Here is a 17,984-nt window from a genome sequence, read left to right as displayed (position 1 = left end):
TGCAGATGGCCCATTGCCACCCATGGCCCCAAGGCTAGCCGTGCCTTGGTGCCGGGCGCGAGTGGACCTAGGTCCAGTCGGCACCGCCGTGCAGATGCGGATACTGGCCCCATCCCCACACGACGGTGCCGTATGGCACCGCCTCCCGGTACCACGTCATCCACGACTCACGCATGAGGATCTGGGCATGAACTCTGGAATCGATTCGATCAGGACGCTGTTGCTGGGGGTGTGCACCTGGCTGGCGATGAGCGCCACGGCGTCCGCGGCAGACACCCCGGGGCATTGGGATTTCGGCCTGTACGGCAACGCGTATGGTGCCCGCGAGTACCAGGTCTGGGTGCCCGCCAACTACCAGCCCAGCCAGCCGTTACCCGTGCTGCTGGTGCTGCACGGCTGCGTGACCGGCCCGAACCTGATGGGCGAGGCGTCCGGCTTCAACGATGTGGCCGACACCGAGGGCTTCATCGTGGTGTACCCGCGGCAGAACGTCACCGCCAACCCCACGCGTTGCTGGAACTGGCAGCTGCCGGTGAACCAGGCGCGCGGCAGCGGTGAAGCCTCCATCCTGGCCGGCATCGTGGATGAAGTGAAAGCCGGCTACGCAGTCGATCCGCACCGGGTCTACGTCACCGGCATTTCCGCCGGCGGGGCGATGACCTCGATCATGCTGGCGTGCTACTCGGATGTGTTCGCTGCCGGCGCCATCCATTCCGGGGGCATGTACAAGGGCGCCACCACGATTTCCGGCAGTGCGTATGCGCTGCTGGCCGGCAGCATCTATTCGCCGGACAGCAACGGCCGACTGGCGTGGCAGTGCTCGGGTTCACCGAAGCCGCGGCCGCTGCCGGTGCTGGTGTTCCATGGCACGGCCGATTCCACGGTCAACCCGATCAATGGCCAGCAGGCCGTGCGCCAGTTCCTGCAGACCAACGACCTGGCCGACGACGGCGTGGACAACGACTCGGTGAAGTACGTGCCGACCAGCACCTACCACGGCCAGGTGCCGGGCGGCCGCGCGTACACGGTGGACACCTACGCCTACAACGGCAGGATCCTGGCCCAGCATTACGTGGTGCAGGGCATGGGTCACGCCTGGAGCGGCAGCCAATCCGGCCTGCCGTTCACCGACCCGCAGGGGCCAGACGCCACCCTGATCACCTGGCTGTTCCTCAAGGACAACCAGCGCTGACCAGTCGGCTTGGGGGACCATCGCCAGTGCGGCGGCAACATGTTTCCGCACTGGCGCATGGTTTTGGTAGCGGTCGAGCTTGCTCGACCAGGGCCTCCGAACCGGCATCTCCGTGCTAGCCTCCGCGTCGGGAACGCACGCCTGACAGGGGGAGGGCATGGATATCCGCACCGCGCATCTGGCAGTCGCGCTCATCGCCTTGGCGGTCCCGCTGACATCCTCCGCCCACAGCGGCGGACTGGACAAGAACGGCTGCCACACCAATCGCAAGACCGGCGACTACCACTGCCATCGCGGTGCATCCATCGCGCCGCGCAGCATCGAATCACCCCGCAACAACCTGGCCCCCTGGCCTGCAGGCAGCAACCGCCCGTTCGCCAACTGTGCCGAAGCGCGCGCCGCAGGCGCAGCCCCCGTGCGCCGGGGCGAACCGGGCTACGGCCCACACCTGGACCGCGACAATGATGGGATAGGGTGCGAGCCCTATCGGGGTCGCAGATAAGGCCCGCTCAGCGCGCCCGCTGCAGTTCCTTCATCCTCGCCTTGCTGCGGTCCAGCCACAGCGCGTTGTGGCTGCGGGCGTGGCGTGACCAGTGCCGGGCATCGTCCAGAATGCTGGCAAACAGGCTGTGGCTCCGCTCACGGTCCGCAGCGTCAGGCTGGGTCAGCAGCCACTCCGCGTACACGCAGCGTGCTTCGGCATCGTTGCCGCATTCCACGGCGCGCTCGAAGGCGGCCTGGGCGCCAGGCGAACGGGCACCAGCCAGCGCCTGCGCATACAGCAGGGTCTGCTCGGGCTTGCGGCGAACGTCCGGATGGCGGGCAAACAGACCTTCCAGCGTCTCCACCGCAAGCGCGGCCTGTCCGGATTCAAAACGCGCGCGGGCAAGGCCCGTCAGGATGTACGGGTCATCCCCCAGCGGCGAGCTGGCGGCCAGTTCAAGCAGCTCCCGGGCTTCCTCGGCCTGGCCCGCCCCCAGCAGCTGCATGCCCAGGCGGACGCGATTCTGCACGGTCGGCGTTCGGGAAAGTTCGGCCCGCGCATTGCGCAGGTCCTTGCCTGGGTCGATGAACTGCTTCGCCGAACTGACCACTTGGCGCGCGCCGCGCGAATGGCGGATTTCCGGCAGGTAGATCGCCAGACCGTAGACCACGCTGCCCAGCAGCGGGAACGAGAACAGCAGCAGGAGCCAGTACAGGCTCTGGCCTGAGCGGATGGCGTGTACCGCGAAATAGATCGCGGCGATGAAGTGGAGTCCTATTCCAAGGTAGGGCATGGTGCGCCAGCAGTTCCGTCTGAGGGAGGGAACTATACGGGATCGCACCGTTTACCTTCGCGGGAAGACAGGGATCGGACTTTTCCTACGCTGCGACAAGGGCTTTCCCTACGCCGCAGCACGTAGCGATCTGCTCAACAGGGCGCCAGCACAGTCACTCATCAACCCCTAGAAACACACTCTCCTCCAGCGGTATCCGCACCTCCACGCACGTCCCTCCCTCCGGCGCCTCCCCCAGCACCAGCACCCCCCGCAGCAGCCGCGTCCGCTCCTCCATCGTGATCACCCCCAGCCCGGGCCCGCGCGAGCGCCGTGCCTGCCGGGGCAACCCAACGCCGTCATCGCAGATGCGCAGTACCGCCAGATGCGCGTCGGTGCTGAATGAAATCGTGGCCGACTCCGCCTGGGCGTGACGCACCACGTTATGCAGCGCTTCCTGGGCGATGCGGAACAGATTGATCTTCTGCTCCCGCGTCAGGTCGTCCTCGGTTTCGGCACAGCCGACAAAGGTCACGCGTGGCGGCCCGGAGTGCGATTGGCACAGGCTCTCCAGTGCAGAGGCGAGGGTACTGAAGTGCAGGATGCTGGGATGCAGATCGTGCGAGATCTGCCGCACCCGCTCGGAAACATCGGTCAGTTTCCACTGCAGCACCGAAAGGCTGTCCTGGTACGGCCCCGGCAACTGCCGCCTGACGCTGCTCAGCTGGATGGACACGGCAGCGATGGACTGGTTGATGTCATCGTGCAGATCGCGTGCAATGCGCGTGCGTTCCTCCTCCTGCACCTTGATGAGTTGCCCGGCCATCACCGCCATGCGCGCATCGGCCTCTTCCAGCGTGGTGCGCAGGTGCCGCCATTGCTCGGAAATCACCACCATCATCAGCAGGCCCATCACCGCCACCAGCGCGCCGATCTGGATGACGGTCACTGCCGTGCTGCCTTCCCATGGCGTGGTGGCCTCGCCTTCTGCGAAATTCACCTGCAGGCAGCCCAGCGTGAGCATCAGCAGCGACAGGAACGCGGTGCCCGCACCGCACAGGAACAGCACCACCAGCAAGGTGCGCAGCAGGCTGACCACCAGCAGCGTGTGCGCAAGGGCGGCACTGGAACTGAGATTGGCCCACGCGGTGGCCGCCAGCGCGATGAAGATGGCCAGCGGCGCAACCTGGCTCAGCGACAGGCGCGGGCCAGCCCCCGTGCCGCGATGCGTGAGGCCGACGTGGATGGGAACGAACAGCAGGAAGCCCAGCGCCTGCGCGAGGAAGTTGGAATGCCAGTAGGTCTGCCACGGCGGCAGGCCCAGCGCGCCGCCCACCATCCAGTACATCGTGGCGATCAGCAGCGGCAGCACCAGCCCGCAACACACCACGAAGCGCAGCACCCATGCCGAGCTCTGCAGTGGGTTGGCGCCGCGAGCGGGCAGGGCCAGGTAGCGGGCAGCAGGGAGCAGCAGCAGGCAGTAGGCGATGTGCAGCGGCAGATACGCGGGAAACGCGACGTCCGTCGCAATCTGCGCCGAAATGCCGCCGACCCAGACGGCACTGGACCAGACGATGGCGCGCGTGCCATGGGTGGACAGCAGCACGCACAGGAACATCGCACCCAGCAGGCAGAGGCCCTGCGGGCTGGAGGAGGCATGCCAGACGTCCATCGTGGCCAGCTGCCCCAGCGCGGCGGACACGGCAATAAGCACAGCCGGCAGCAGCACGGCCGACCCGGGGTCTGTCTTGCCTTGGGTCAGCGCACCAGCGTCCAGGCGTGGGGGAGCGGGGGAGGCCGGACGCACAGGGTCGATGAACTCGCTCATGGAGTCCGGTTGTGTTGGACCGCCGATGATGTTAAGACACCATTCAAGCTGCGCTATCCATTTCCCGACATCTACAGGTGTTGCAGATGGAAACCTGTGCCTCAGTCTCACGTTTCAGCGCCTTCACGCTGAGTGGTTTTGATCCAGAGATATTGCGGGGCGTGGTCCATCACAGCTGTTTCGACCAGCGCCTGCTGGCCGGCGGCGGTTTTACCGCGCGGGTGGAGCGGTTGAGCCTGCAGCGGTGCAGCCTGGATTGCGGCGTGTACTCGCTGCCGGTCTTGGCGCGTGGGGAATTCGATCGCGATGTGATGACGATCGCGATGGCCGTCAGTTGCGATCAGCCACTCTGGGCCAGCGGCCACGTGGTCGAGCGCGGCCGCCTGATGGTGTTTGCCGAGCAGTACGCCGTGGATGTCTCCATTCCTGCGCACTGGCGCTGGTGCGTGCTGCGCATCGAGCGCGAACTGCTGATGCGCACGGCCCAGCAACGCCTGGGCGTCGAACCACGGTTGCCACGGATCGGCTGGCAGCTGCTGGCACCGCCAACCCAGCGCTGCCTGATGCTGTGCGAGCGCATTCTTTCCGTCCTCGACAGTGCATCCCGCTGGGACGAAACGGCGCAGCAGTCCGCCTTTGCCACGGTCGAACAGTACTTGATCGATGCCTTCGTCGACGCCGTGGTGGAGTGTACGGCCGAGCCCTTCCACGTCAACGAGCTGTTGCAGCGCCGCCTGCGTGCGCTGGCCCAGGCCGAGCGGATGATGGAGGAGAGCCTGGCCGAGGGCATGAAACTGGAGGCGTTGTGCAGTGGACTGGATACACAACCCCGGCAGCTTGAACGGCTGTTCAAGCAGGTCCATGGCATCGGCCCGTGCCGCTGGTACAAGCTGGCGCGGTTGAATGAAGCGCGCCGCCGGCTGGCCACTGGCGCGCCTGCCGACGGTGTCACCGGCGTGGCCATGGAGCTGGGCTTCAGCCACCTGGGACGCTTCTCCGCCGACTACCGGCATCTGTTCGAGGAGTTGCCCGTGGAGACGCTGGCCGCAGCCAGGGCACGCCGGGCTGTGGCTAAGTAAATCTACCGAAGCAGGCGTCAGCGGCCGGCGAACTGACACCTCCTTCACGAGTTGGCACCAATGATCGAGCACGAATGGCGCGCCCGCGTAACGCGGAACGGAAGCTCTGTGCGGAGCCACGATGTCCAGCCCCCAAGCGCAAACGCGGATACTTGTTGCGGACGACCACGTGCTCGTCGCCGAAGGAGTGGAGAGCCTGCTGCCACCCGGTGGTGCGCGTCGATTCCGCTGAGCGGCTGCTGCAGCAGGTGCAGTCCGGCAGCTTCGCGCTGGTCATCTCCGATATCAGCATGCAGCACGCCAACGGCCTGGACGCGATGCGCCAGTTGTACGCCACGGGCCTGCAGGTGCCTTTCATCTTCCTCACCATGCACGCCGATCCGTGGCTGGCCAGGGATGCGCTGCGCGCGGGTGCGATGGGCTACGTACTAAAATCCGCAGCCGGCGAAGAGCTGCTGCGCGCGGTGGAGGACGTTATCAACGGCCGCCATTACGTGAGCCCGGCGCTGGCGGCACCGGTGATCGCAGGCGGGTCGTGCCGCACGCCACCGCTCACCGACAAGCAGCGGCAGATCCTCAGCCAGGTCGCGCTGGGCCTGCGCTCAAAGCAGATCGCCTATTCGCTGGGCATCTCGGTGCGCACCGTGGAATCGCACAAGTACGCCCTGATGCAGGCCTTCGGCGTGCACGGCACCATCGAGCTGGTGCGCCGCGCACACGAGCTTGGCCTGGTGGAAAGCGCGACGCGTCACTTTTAGTGATGGCCGTTGCAGAAGACACGGCATAACCGGTAGAAGTACTGAGGCGCAGCGAAAGGGAATGGGCCACTATGCGCCCACTGACCTTGCCAGCCGGTGGAGCGTTTGCCATGTCTTCCTCCCACCTGATCAAGATGACACGCACCCAGCTCACCGCCATGGTCGTCGGCGGAATGATCGGTGCAGGCATCTTCTCCCTTCCACGCACGTTTGCAGGCGCCACCGGGCCACTGGGCGCGGTGGTGGCCTGGCTCATCGCCGGCCTGGGCATGTACACGCTGGCGCGCGTGTTCCAGCTGCTGGCCGAACGCAAGCCCGACCTGGATGCGGGCGTGTTTGCCTACGCCAAGGAAGGGTTCGGCGACTACCCCGGCTTCCTCTCTGCGTTTGGCTACTGGATCGGCAGCTGCATCGGCAACGTGTCCTACTGGGTGCTGATCAAGTCCACGCTCGGTGCCTTCTTCCCGGTGTTCGGCGATGGCAATACCGTGGTGGCCATCCTGGTCGCGTCGATCGGCATCTGGCTGTTCCATTTCATGATCCTGCGCGGCGTGCAGCAGGCAGCGGCCATCAACAAGATCGTGACCATTGCCAAGGTCATTCCCATCCTGGTCTTCCTGGCCATCATGGTCTTCGCGTTCCGTACGGAGATGTTCACCCTCAACTTCTACGGCGGTGACCTGGAGGGCGGCATCTTTGCCCAGGTCCGCGCGACCATGCTGGTGACCGTGTTCGTGTTCCTCGGCATCGAGGGGGCCAGCGTCTATTCGCGCTATGCCAAGGATCGACGCGATGTCGGCTCGGCGACCATCACCGGCTTCCTGGTGGTGACCACGCTGATGGTGCTGGTGACCCTGCTGCCGTATGCGGTGGTGCCGCGTGCGGACATCGCCGCGATGCGCCAGCCGTCGATGGCCGCGCTGCTGGAGGCGGTGGTGGGGCAATGGGGCGCGATCTTCGTCAGCGTCGGACTGCTGGTATCGGTACTGGGCGCCTACCTCACCTGGTCGCTGATCTGCGCCGAAGTGCTGTCCGCGGCCGCGCGCACCCGGGACATGCCCAAGGTGTTCGCCCGCGAAAACGCCAACGGCGTGCCTTCGGCGGCCCTGTGGGCCACCAACATCATCATCCAGCTGATCGTCATCAGCACCTACTGGTCGCGCGATGCCTTCAGCCTGATGCTGAACCTGACCAGCGCGATGTCCCTGATTCCGTTCTTCCTGGTGGCCGCCTACGGGCTGCAGCTGACGCGCAAAGGGGAAACCTATGACGTCTGGCCGCAGGACAGGGGGCGCGATCTGTTCCTCTGCGTGGCCGCCACCATCTACACCGCCTTCCTGCTCTGGGCCGGCGGCATCAAGTACATCGTGCTTTCGGCCGTGCTGTATGCGCCGGGCAGCCTGCTGTACCTGTGGGCGCGGCGCGAGCAGGGGCAGAAGTTCATCACCCGGTCCTCCGACGCCGCGATCCTGGTGCTGGCCATCATCGCCGCCCTCGTGGGCGTCTACTGGATCGCGACCGGGTACATCGAGATCTGAGCGCAGCCGGGGAGGGTGCACGATGAACCCGGCGCAGACCCGGCAGCTTTCCCGGCTGGAGCTGACCGCCCTGGTGGTCGGCTCGATGATCGGCTCAGGCATGTTCGCGCTGCCTGCGGCCTTTGCGCTGCGCACCGGCGGCCAGGGGGCGATGATCGCCTGGGCCATCGCCGGCAGCGGCATGCTGATGCTGGCGCTGGTGTTCCAGTCGCTGTCGCGGCTGAAGCCGGAGCTGGATTCGGGCATCTACGCCTATGCGCGGGCCGGCTTCGGGCCCTATGCCGGCTTTCTCTCGGCGGTGGGCTACTGGCTGGGCTGCTGCCTGGCCGATGTGGCCTGCCTCATACTCATCAAGGCCACCCTCGGGCATTTCTTTCCGGCGTTCGGGGATGGCACCACCGTGCTGGCGATTGCGTCCGCATCGCTGCTGCTGTGGGGCTTTCACTTCCTCATCCTGCGCGGCATCAAGGAAGCAGCGCTGATCAATACCGTCGCCACCGTGGCCAAGCTGGTGCCGCTGGGGGTGTTCGTCTTCTTCCTGCTGCTGCATTTCCAGCCGGATGTCTTCATCGCCAACCTGGCCGGCGGCAGTGACGGTGCTCCCGAGCCGCTGTGGCAGCAGGTGCGCGGCACGCTGCTGGTGACCGTGTTCGTGTTCGTTGGCATCGAAGGGGCAAGTGTCTATTCGCGCCATGCGCGCCGCCGCGAGGACGTGGGCATTGCCACGGTCGCTGGGTTCCTGGGTGTGCTGAGCCTGCTGGTGATGGTCACGTTGCTGTCCTACGGCATCCTGCCGCGTGCCGAACTGGCGGCGCTGCGCACCCCGTCCGTTGCCGGCGTGATGGAAGCCATGGTCGGGCGCTGGGGCGTGCTGTTCATCAGCGTGGGGCTGCTGGTGTCGGTGCTGGGCAACTACCTGTCGTGGTCGCTGCTGGCGGCCGAGGTGCTGCATTCGGCCGCGAGCCACGATGCGATGCCGGGGCAGCTGGCGGGCGAGAACGCACGCGGCGTGCCCTCCGCCGCCCTGTGGCTGACCAATGGCGTGATCCAGCTGTTTCTGCTGGTGAGCTGGTTCGCCGAGTACGCCTTTACCCTGGCCCTGATGATGACCAGCGCCATGACCCTGGTGCCGTACCTGCTGGTGGGCGCCTACCAGTTGAAGCTGTCGCTGGGCGGCGAGGGTGCCTCCATGCGCTGGGTGGCGGCGCTGGCCACGCTGTACGCCGCGGCGATGCTGCTGGCCGGTGGCACCCGCTACCTGCTGCTGTCCAGCCTGCTGTACGTGCCCGGCTCGCTGATGTACTGGGCCTGGCAGCGTGGTCGCGGCGTCAGGCTGCAGCGCGGCGAACGGTTCACCCTGGCCCTGCTCACGGTGATGGCGCTGATCGGCCTGGCCGCGCTGGCAAGCGGGCACCTGCGGCTGTGAAGGGGCCTTCCCTGAAAAAGGGAACCGTCCGGCACGCGGGGAGGGGAGGTCCGGGCCGGACGGCCTGATCGATTGCCACACCAAAGCAGACCCTAGGGGGGAGGGGCCTTCGAAGTACGCGCCAGGCGCTCGGTGATGGCCAGCACCAGGGCAGACACCAGCAGCAGGCCGTGGATGACCGCCATCATCCGCAGCAGTTCCGGCTCGACGTGCTTGCCTTCTTCCAGCTTCATGAAGGTACGCAGCAGGGCAATGGCCGAAATGGCGATGATCGACCCCATCAGCTTCATCTTCATCGCCGCGAAATCGACCGTGCCCATCCACGACGGGCGCCGCTCCTCGCCCGAATCGATGCGCGCGACGAAGTTCTCGTAGCCGGCCAGGGTGACGATGAGCAGCAGGTTTGCCACCAGTGACAGGTCGATCAGGCTGAGGGTGAGCAGCACCGCGTCAACCGGCGAGAGCTGGGGCAGGGCCAGCAGGCCCTCGGCCAGCTCGCGCAGGAACACCACCAGCAGCAGCACCAGGGCCACCACCAGGCCGAAGTAGAACGGCGCCATGATCCATCGCGCATCGAACAGGCTGCGCGATACGCCGCGGGCCAGCAGGCTGCGCAGGCGGGACATCAGCTGGCCGGCTCGCCGATGTAGTCCGCCGGCCGATCACTGACGTCCGGCCCGTTGTCCTGGCTCACATCGGTCGCGCGATCACTGCGGGTGGTACTGCGCATCTCGCGCCGCGCGTCACGCAGGCCGGTGGCATCCAGCGGGCGGATGCGCATGATGCGGCACTGCTGCGCCATGGGCATGCTGGCCGTGCGTGGGATGACGCTGTCCCAGCGGGCGCTGACGATGCCGAACGAGTTGGTCATCTGCACGGTGTGGGCAAACGACAGGCCCGTACAGCGCCCGCGCAGCTGCAGCAGGTAGCCGCGGCTCTGTGTGGTCCACACCGCAAGCGCGCGGTCACCGAGCGGCGTCCACTGGGTCTGGCGCACGAAGCGGGTGAGCCGGAACGAGGGCACCGGGTCGCCAGCATGCTCGAAGTAGAGCGCGATGCGCTCGTTGGTGGTCATCGTGGGGGTGGTGCTGCAGCTGGATGCCAGCGCCAACGCAAGGGCGGACAACAGGACAGTACGCATGGCGACCTCTCCTTTCAGGCGGGCTTATCGGCTGACGCGGGTGGTCACGCCATCGCTGGAGACGCGGACGCGATCACCGACCCGGTAGTCGGCGGCATTGCCATCCTGCGCGACGGCAACGGTGCGGCCGTTTTCCAGCTGTACGGTGATCTCCACGCCATTGCGTGCACCGCGCGCCAGCGCATTGCCGGCCGCACCGCCCGCAGCGGCACCGACGATCGCACCGACGGCATTCGCGCGCCGGCCACCACCGATGGTACTGCCGGCAATGCCGCCGACGGCAGCGCCGGTGACGGTCGCCACGCCGCGTGAATCGTTCTGGATCTGCACGTCACGGATGGACTGGATCGTGCCCCATTCGACGGTCTGCGCGCGGCCCACCTCGGACCGGTTGAACGTGCTGGGGGTGGTGTGGGTGGCACAGGCGCCAAGCAGCAGGGACGACGCCAGCAGCGCCGATGCGGCGCTCACGTTTCGCAAGCTCATGATGCTTCTCCAGCAGGGAGTGAGGGAACTATCGATTGCCAGCCGAGCATCCCTGGCATGCAGGGAACCTTCCTCGCTGCGTGCGATTGGCGCAGCGCTACCTCAGGGCCAACGATACTGAAATACGCGCACGAGCGCGCCGCCATCGGGGTAGGTATTTCTACTGTTTTCTACCTAAAACAAGCCATTTCCTGCATTCCGGCGACTAGGATGCGATCACCCCTTTCGTTGATGCGGAGTCTTCCATGTCCAGCGCACCGGTGTATGGCGTCCACTCTGAAGTGGGTGTTCTCAGGAAGGTGATGGTGTGTTCACCGGGCCTGGCACACATGCGGCTGACGCCGCGCAACAAGGACGACCTGTTGTTCGATGACGTGATCTGGGTGGACAACGCCAAGCGCGACCATTTCGATTTCATGTCCAAGATGCGCGACCGCGGCGTGGACGTGGTCGAGATGCACAACCTGTTGGCGGAGACCCTGGAGATCGACGAGGCACGCAACTGGATCCTCGACCACCAGATCAATGCCAGCGAGGTGGGCCTGGAGTTCATGGCCGAGGTGCGCGCCTACCTGCAGGAGCTGCCGCCGCGGCGCCTGGCCGAGACGCTGATCGGCGGCCTGAGCGTGCTCGACCTGCCCGAGGACTTCGCCGGCCCGACCCTGCAGACCATGCGTGCCATGCCCGAGCTGGTGGGCTACCTGCTGCCCCCGTTGCCCAACACCCTGTACACCCGGGATACCACCTGCTGGATCTACCAGGGCGTGACCCTCAATCCGCTGTACTGGCCGGCACGCCACGAGGAAACCATCCTGACCACGGCGATCTACCGGTTCCATCCGGATTTCGCCAAGGCCGACTTCCCCATCTGGTTCGGCGATCCCACCGTCGACCATGGCAATGCCACCCTGGAAGGGGGCGACGTACTCATCGCCGGCAACGGCATCGTCCTGATCGGCATGAGCGAGCGAACCTCGCGCACCGCCATCACCCAGCTGGCACAGTCGCTGTTCCGCAACGGCGCGGCCACCCGCATCATCGTGGCGGTGATGCCCAAGCTGCGCTCGGCCATGCACCTGGATACGGTGTTCACCTTCGCCGACCGCGACGTGGTGACCGTGTTCCCCGGCATCGTCGACCAGATCCATCCGGTTTCGTTGTACCCCAGCGACAAGGAACCCGGCTTCGAGATCGTCTTCGAAAAGCGCCACTTCAATGACGTGGTGGCCGAGGCGCTGGGCTTCCAGAAGCTGCGGATCGTCGAGTCCGGCGGCGACCGCTATGCCGCCGAACGCTCGCAGTGGGACAGCGGCAACAACCTGGTGGCGGTCTCGCCCGGCGTGGTGGTGGCCTACGACCGCAGCACCGCCACCAATACGGGCCTGCGCAAGGAAGGCATCGAGGTGATCAGCATCGTCGGCGCCGAGCTCGGCCGTGGCCGCGGTGGTGGGCACTGCATGACGTGCCCGCTGATCCGCGACCCGGTGCAGTTCTAGGCCGGCCGGGCCCAGCCTGGCTTTCCTGCGCGGCCGGGCAGCCCGGCGCGCCACGGTGCGGAGGTCACGATGATGCCTATCCTGCGATGTGTGGCCTGGCTGGTGCTGACCGCGCCGCTGCTGGCTGCGTGCGACCGCAGCGGCAACGCCCCCGGTGGCGCGCGGCCGCCGACGCTGGTGGATGTGGAAGTCGTGCAGGCGCAGGTGGTACCGAACCTGGTGGAGCTGCCAGGCCGGGTCGAGGCAGGGCGCTCGGTCGAGGTGCGCGCACGCGCCGACGGCATCATCGAGCAGCAGTTGTACGTGGATGGCACCACGGTTGCCGCGAATGCGCCCCTGTTCCAGATCGACCCCCGCGATCTGCGCGCGAGGCTGCAGCAGGCCAACGCCTCGCTGGCTTCGGCCCAGGCTGCACGCGCACAGACCTCCGCACTGCGGGCCCGGCTGGCCCAGCTGGTGCAGCGCAAGGCCGTGAGCGTGCAGGAGTTCGAGTCCGCGCAGGCCGGCTTCCGCCAGGCCGATGCCGCGCTGCAGGAGGCGCAGGCCGCCGTTGCACGGGCCAGGCTGCAGCTCGACCATGCACTGGTGCGCGCGCCGATTGCCGGCCGCGCCGGGCGCGCCCAGGTCAGTGAGGGCGCGTTGGCCAGCGCCGCCACGGCAACGCTGCTCACCCGCATCGACCAGCTCGACCCCGCGTTCGTGATCTTCAATCCCTCGCACGTGGCGATGGACGCGATGGAGCGCGATGTCAGCGAGGGCAGGGTGGTGCTCGGGCCAGACCAGCGGGTGGACGTCACCCTGCTGCTGGAGGGCGATGCGCGTCCGCCCATGGTCGGCACGCTGGACTTCAGCGAAACCGCCATCGATCCCTCCACCGGCAGCCGGGTGCTGCGGGCCCGGCTGAAGAACCCGGAGGGCCGGCTGCTGCCCGGCCAGTTCGTGCGCGGCCAGCTGGCGGTCGGCACCCTGCGCAACGGCATGAGCGTGCCCGAGCGCGCCGTGCAGATCGGCGAGGACGAATCCTCGGTGATGGTGGTGACGGCGGAGGGCATTGCGCAGCGTCGGCCGGTCACGCTGGCCGGCCAGGCCGGTGGCCGCTGGATCGTCAGTGCCGGGCTGGAAGCGGGTGACCGCGTGGTCGTGGACGGCTGGCACAAGGTGCAACCCGGCCAACCGGTGGCAATCAACACGGCGCCGCCGGGCAAAGGCAAGGCGCCGTGAACAGCGTCTTTGTCTATCGGCCGGTGCTGGCATGGGTGATCGCCCTGTTCGCGATCCTGTTTGGTGGCATTGCCTTCCAGCAGCTGGCGGTGGAGCAGTACCCGGACGTAGCCCCACCGTCGCTGAGCATCTCGGCCACGTTTGTGGGTGCCGATGCACAGACGCTCGACCGCACGGTCACTTCGGTGATCGAGAACGAGCTGAGCGGGGTGGATGACTTCCTGTTCATGAGCTCGACCAGCCGTGCCAATGGCACCGCGCAGATCCGCGTCACCTTCCGCAGTGGCACCGACCTGGATATCGCCCGGTCGCAGATCCAGGACCGGCTGGCGCGGGTCGAGCCCCGCCTGCCCGATGAAGTGCGGCAGATGGGCGTGCGGGTGACCCAGGCCAACAGCGGCTTCCTGATGCTGGTCGCGCTCACCTCGGACCAGAACCGCTTTTCGGCGCTGGAGCTGGGCGACTTTGCCGCCAACAACGTGGCTGACGAACTGCGGCGGGTGCCTGGCGTCGGTGATGTCTCCCTGTTTGGCTCCAGCTACGCCATGCGCATCTGGCTGGACCGCGAGAAGCTGCTGAGCTATGGGCTGGCCCCGGGCGAAGTGATTGCCGCCATCCGCGAACAGAACGCGCAGACCGCCGGCGGTGGCCTGGGCCTGCAGCCCATCGCGCCCGGCACCGAAACCACTGCACAGATCGTACTGCGTGGGCGCTTCAGCACGCCCGAGCAGTTCCGCCAGATCATCCTGCGGGCCACGCCCGGCGCTGCCACGGTGCGCCTGTCCGATGTTGCCAGGGTCGAGCTGGGACGCGACAACTATGCCTTCTCGCTCAGCCTCAATGGCCGCGAAACGGCCGGCCTGGCGGTCTCGCTGGCCAGCGGTGCCAACGCGCTGGCCACCGCCAACGCCGTGCGTGCGCGCATGAACGACCTGCAGGCCAGTTTCCCCGGTGGCATGTCCTGGGTGACCCCGTTCGACACCACGCCGTTCATCACCGAATCGGTGCGTGGGGTGACCACAACCATGGTGCAGGCGCTGGTGCTGGTGTCGGTGGTCGTGCTGCTGTTCCTGCAGAGCTGGCGCGCGGTGTTCCTGCCCACCATCGTGGTGCCGGTCTCGCTGCTGGGTGCCTGCATGGGGCTGCTGGCCTTCGGCGTCTCCATCAACCTGCTGTCCCTGTTCGCCATGGTGGTGGCCATCGGCATCCTCAACGACGACGCGATCGTGATCGTGGAGAACGTCGAGCGCATCATGCGCGAGGAAGATCTGCCGCCGCATGAGGCAACCGTCAAGGCAATGGGCCAGCTGACCGGCGCGATCATCGCCACCACGCTGGTGCTGCTGGCGGTGTTCATTCCGATGGGCTTCTTTCCCGGATCGGCAGGCGGCATCTACCGGCAGTTCGCGGTGACGCTGAGCATTTCGCTGGTGGTTTCGACCATCCTCTCGCTCACCCTGGCCCCGGCCATCTGCGCGGCGGTGCTGCGCCCCAGGGACGAAACAAAGGGCCGTGGCGGCCCGCTGCGCCGCCTGTACACAGCGGTCAACAGCGGCCTGGAGCGCAGCAGCCGGACCTACACCGACTGGGTGGGCCGCATGCTGGTGCGGCCCTGGCTGTGGATCGGCATCTTCCTGGGCGTGGTGCTGCTGACGGCGGCGATGTACGTGCGCCTGCCCAGCGGCTTCCTGCCCACCGAAGACCAGGGCTACCTGTTCGTGGCCTACAACGCGGCGCCGGGCTCGACGATGGAGCGCACCCGCGCGGCAGCGGCGCAGGCCGAGGCGATCCTGCACCAGCAGCCCGAGGTGCGGAACGTGGTGACCGTGGTGGGCTTCAGCTTCTTTGGCCAGGGCCAGTCAGTGGGCATGTCGTTCGTCGACCTGCATCCGTGGGCGGAGCGGCGTGGCGCGGCACACAGCGCGATGACGCTGGCCAACCGCATGAACATGGCCTTCTCGCGCATTCCGCAGGCACAGGTGTTTGCGATCAATCCGCCGGCCATCCAGGCGCTGGGCAACGCCTCCGGCTTCACCATGAAGATCGAGGACCGTGGCGGCGCCGGTGCACAGGCGCTTGCGGCGGCAGCGATGGGCATCACCGCCCGCGCCGCCGCCAGCCCCAGACTGACTGGCGTGCGCCCGGAAGGCATGCCACGCGCGCCCCAACTGTTCGTGGACATCGACCGTACGCAGGCACGTTCGCTGGGCGTGCCGCTGTCGCAGGCCAACCAGGCGCTGGGCATCCTGTTCGGCTCGGCCTACGTGAATGATTTCGTGCGCCAGGGCAACGTCCTGCGGGTGTTCGTGCAGGCCGACGCCGAGCAGCGCATGCGTGCCGAGGATGTGAGCGATCTGCGCGTGGTCGGCAGTGGCGGGCAGTCGGTACCGCTTTCGGCATTCGCACGCACGCGCTGGACCACCGGCGAGCAGCAGGTGGAACGGTACAACGGCTTCCTTTCGGCAACGGTCTCCGGCGAAGGCGCGGCGGGCGTTTCCAGTGGTGCTGCCCTGGAGGAAATGGAACGTATCGCCGCCGAGGTGCTGCCGTCGGGCATGCGCTTTGAATGGACCGGGACGGCGCGGGAGGAGCGCGAGGCCGCCGGGCAGGTGGGCCTGCTGCTCGGCCTGGCTTTCGTGGTCGCCTTCCTGCTGCTGGCCGCGTTGTACGAGAGCTGGCTGACCCCGGTGATCGTGCTGCTGGTGGTGCCGCTGGGCATTCTCGGCGCGGTGCTGTTCACCGCCCTGCGTGGCATGTCCGCCGATGTGTACTTCACCGTGGGCCTGGTGACGATCATCGGCCTGGCCGCCAAGAACGCGATCCTGATCGTGCAGTTCGGCCTGGACGAGGAAGCGCGCGGGGTTCCCGTGCGCGAGGCGATCCTGCAGGCCGCGCACCAGCGCCTGCGGCCGATCCTGATGACCAGCCTGACCTTCATCGTCGGCATGGTGCCGCTGGTGATCGCCAGCGGCGCCGGTGCGGCCAGCCGCCAGGCCGTGGGCACCGGCGTGCTGGGCAGCATGCTCAGCGCCACCGTGCTCGGCATCTTCTTCACCCCGTTGTTCTACTACCTGCTGCGCCGTTGGCGCGGGCAGCGCCGGCGGGAGCAGCGCCGGCGGGGGCAGGAGCAGGGAGCCGACGATGCGGCCTGACCGTCTCTTCGTGCTGGCAGCCAGCGCGACACTCGCGGTGCTGCTGGGCGGCTGCAACCTCGCCCCGGCCTACCTGCGCCCTGACGGCAGCGTGCCGGAGCACTATCCGCAGGCCGACGCGGCCGCCACGGCCGTGGCTCCGCCCCCGTGGCAGGCGTACTTCAAGGATCCCGTGCTGGTCGGGCTGATCGGCCAGGCGCTGCAGCAGAACCGTGACCTGGGCGCGGCCGCGGCCCGCATCGAACAGGCACGCGCGCAGTACCGCATCCAGAACAGCCAACGCCTGCCATCACTGGATGCGCAGGGCTCGGCCCAGCGCGTGCGTACCCCGCTCAGTGCGGCGGACGACGCGCCGCGGGTAACCGTGGACAGCTACGCGGTGCAGGTGGCAGTGCCCAGCTTCGAGCTGGACTTCTGGGGCCGTGTCGCCAACCTCAGCGAGGCTGCCCGGCGCCAGTACCTGGCCACGGTGGAAGCGCGCAACATCGGCGAACTGAGCCTGGTGGCAAACGTGGCCGCAAGCTACTACGCGCTGCGGGCAAGCGAGCAGGGCATCGACCTGGCCGAGCGTTCGCTGGACAGCCGCCGGCAGACGCTGGAACTGGCCCAGCTGCGGATGGACGCGGGACTGACCTCGTCCATCGATTTCAACCAGTCGCAGGCCCTGGTACTGCAGGCTGAACTGCAGCTGGCACAGCTGCGCCGCAGTCGTGCATTGGCCGAACAACTGCTGCAGTTCCTGGTGGGTGCGCCGCTGCCGTCGCCGCTGCCCGAGGGCCTGCCATTGCAACCCGACGCCCAGCTGGCCCGGCTGGCCGCGGGAGCGCCCTCGGCATTGCTGGAGGCGCGGCCGGACATCCGCATGGCCGAACAGCAGCTGCGTGCGGCCAATGCCAACATCGGCGCGGCGCGTGCGCTGTACTTCCCCACGATTGCCCTGACCGGCGCAGGCGGCTATGCCTCCAATGAGCTGTCCGGCCTGGTCTCCGACAGCAATCGGGTCTGGTCCTTCGGCGCGGGCGCGCTGCTGCCCCTGTTTGATTGGGGCGCACGCCGTGCGCGTGTCGACGCCGCGCACGCAGCACGAAAAGAACGCGAACTGAGCTACCAGTCCACGGTGCAGAACGCATTCCGTGAAGTGGCAGGTGGCCTTCAGGCCACCGAGCAGAACGATGTGCAGATTGCCGCCCAGGTGCAGGCCGTAGCCGTGCAGGCCGCGCTGGTGGCCACCGCGCAGGACCGCTATGGCGTCGGCCTGACGCCGTACCTGGAGGTGCTTGATGCCGAGCGCAACCACTTCAGTGCCGAACAGAACCTGCTGCAGCTGCGGGCCAATGCCCTGCAGGACGCGGTGAACCTGTACGCCGCCCTCGGAGGCGGCCAGGCCAGCCCCACCGACGCGCCACGCTGA

General features: G+C 67.3%; 15 protein-coding genes. 10 read left to right on the top strand and 5 right to left on the bottom strand.

The window, feature by feature from the left end; translation table 11 throughout:
• Positions 1-187: 187 nt before the first annotated feature.
• A complete protein-coding gene (locus C1927_RS11325) occupies positions 188-1,192 on the top strand; it encodes a PHB depolymerase family esterase (protein WP_079221942.1) in 1,005 nt (334 codons plus the stop codon).
• Positions 1,193-1,349: 157 nt separating this feature from the next.
• The gene (locus tag C1927_RS11320; protein ID WP_079221941.1) at positions 1,350-1,694 is read left to right on the top strand and encodes an excalibur calcium-binding domain-containing protein; all 345 of its coding nucleotides are present in this window, start codon (positions 1,350-1,352) and stop codon (positions 1,692-1,694) included.
• A 7-nt stretch (positions 1,695-1,701) separates the two neighbouring features.
• On the opposite strand, the gene C1927_RS11315 is transcribed toward C1927_RS11320, so the two are convergent.
• Both C1927_RS11315 and C1927_RS11310 read right to left on the bottom strand, forming a co-directional pair.
• Entirely contained in the window at positions 1,702-2,469 is a 768-nt protein-coding gene (locus tag C1927_RS11315) for a tetratricopeptide repeat protein (protein ID WP_079221940.1), read from the bottom strand.
• Positions 2,470-2,623: 154 nt separating this feature from the next.
• Complete coding sequence (locus C1927_RS11310; RefSeq protein WP_159095351.1) at positions 2,624-4,387, bottom strand: histidine kinase; 1,764 nt, start codon at positions 4,385-4,387, stop codon at positions 2,624-2,626.
• Between C1927_RS11310 and C1927_RS11305 the strand changes: the two genes are divergently transcribed.
• From C1927_RS11305 to C1927_RS11290, 4 genes are all read left to right on the top strand, one after another.
• Positions 4,363-5,355, top strand: coding sequence for an AraC family transcriptional regulator (locus tag C1927_RS11305; protein ID WP_159096647.1), 993 nt, complete (start codon positions 4,363-4,365; stop codon positions 5,353-5,355). The genes C1927_RS11310 and C1927_RS11305 overlap by 25 nt on opposite strands.
• A gap of 212 nt (positions 5,356-5,567) precedes the next feature.
• Entirely contained in the window at positions 5,568-6,113 is a 546-nt protein-coding gene (locus C1927_RS11300; RefSeq protein WP_159095350.1) for a response regulator transcription factor, read from the top strand.
• 110 nt (positions 6,114-6,223) lie between these two features.
• On the top strand, positions 6,224-7,651 hold the full coding sequence (locus C1927_RS11295) for a basic amino acid/polyamine antiporter (RefSeq protein ID WP_079221936.1): 1,428 nt from the start codon (positions 6,224-6,226) through the stop codon (positions 7,649-7,651).
• 22 nt (positions 7,652-7,673) lie between these two features.
• Positions 7,674-9,077 (top strand): basic amino acid/polyamine antiporter, encoded by a 1,404-nt coding sequence (locus C1927_RS11290; protein ID WP_079221935.1) that lies wholly within the window; start codon positions 7,674-7,676, stop codon positions 9,075-9,077.
• 92 nt (positions 9,078-9,169) lie between these two features.
• Here C1927_RS11290 and C1927_RS11285 read toward each other — a convergent pair whose 3' ends face one another.
• The 3 genes from C1927_RS11285 to C1927_RS11275 are packed head-to-tail and all read right to left on the bottom strand — an operon-like array spanning position 9,170 to position 10,704.
• Positions 9,170-9,703, bottom strand: a complete 534-nt coding sequence (locus C1927_RS11285; protein ID WP_079221934.1) for a YqhA family protein — start codon at positions 9,701-9,703, stop codon at positions 9,170-9,172.
• Positions 9,703-10,218 carry a DUF6491 family protein gene (locus C1927_RS11280; RefSeq protein WP_079221933.1) on the bottom strand — a complete coding sequence of 172 codons (516 nt, stop codon included), beginning with the start codon at positions 10,216-10,218 and terminating at the stop codon, positions 9,703-9,705. Before C1927_RS11280 ends, C1927_RS11285 begins: the two co-directional genes overlap by 1 nt.
• 24 nt (positions 10,219-10,242) lie before the next feature.
• Positions 10,243-10,704: a glycine zipper 2TM domain-containing protein gene (locus C1927_RS11275; protein WP_108746722.1), complete on the bottom strand. Its 462-nt coding sequence runs from the start codon at positions 10,702-10,704 to the stop codon at positions 10,243-10,245.
• Between the two features lie 245 nt (positions 10,705-10,949).
• Between C1927_RS11275 and arcA the strand changes: the two genes are divergently transcribed.
• The 4 genes from arcA (at position 10,950) to C1927_RS11255 (ending at position 17,984) form a co-directional block, all read left to right on the top strand.
• Positions 10,950-12,200, top strand: coding sequence for an arginine deiminase (gene arcA / locus C1927_RS11270; protein ID WP_108746721.1), 1,251 nt, complete (start codon positions 10,950-10,952; stop codon positions 12,198-12,200).
• Positions 12,201-12,272: 72 nt separating this feature from the next.
• Positions 12,273-13,421 carry an efflux RND transporter periplasmic adaptor subunit gene (locus C1927_RS11265; protein WP_159095349.1) on the top strand — a complete coding sequence of 383 codons (1,149 nt, stop codon included), beginning with the start codon at positions 12,273-12,275 and terminating at the stop codon, positions 13,419-13,421.
• Positions 13,418-16,573: a multidrug efflux RND transporter permease subunit gene (locus tag C1927_RS11260; RefSeq protein ID WP_108746719.1), complete on the top strand. Its 3,156-nt coding sequence runs from the start codon at positions 13,418-13,420 to the stop codon at positions 16,571-16,573. Before C1927_RS11265 ends, C1927_RS11260 begins: the two co-directional genes overlap by 4 nt.
• On the top strand, positions 16,563-17,984 hold the full coding sequence (locus C1927_RS11255) for an efflux transporter outer membrane subunit (RefSeq protein ID WP_108746718.1): 1,422 nt from the start codon (positions 16,563-16,565) through the stop codon (positions 17,982-17,984). Before C1927_RS11260 ends, C1927_RS11255 begins: the two co-directional genes overlap by 11 nt.

The sequence above is a fragment of the Stenotrophomonas sp. ZAC14D1_NAIMI4_1 genome, from assembly GCF_003086775.1.
Lineage (GTDB): Bacteria > Pseudomonadota > Gammaproteobacteria > Xanthomonadales > Xanthomonadaceae > Stenotrophomonas.
This window is presented reverse-complemented; position numbering and strand designations above follow the sequence as displayed.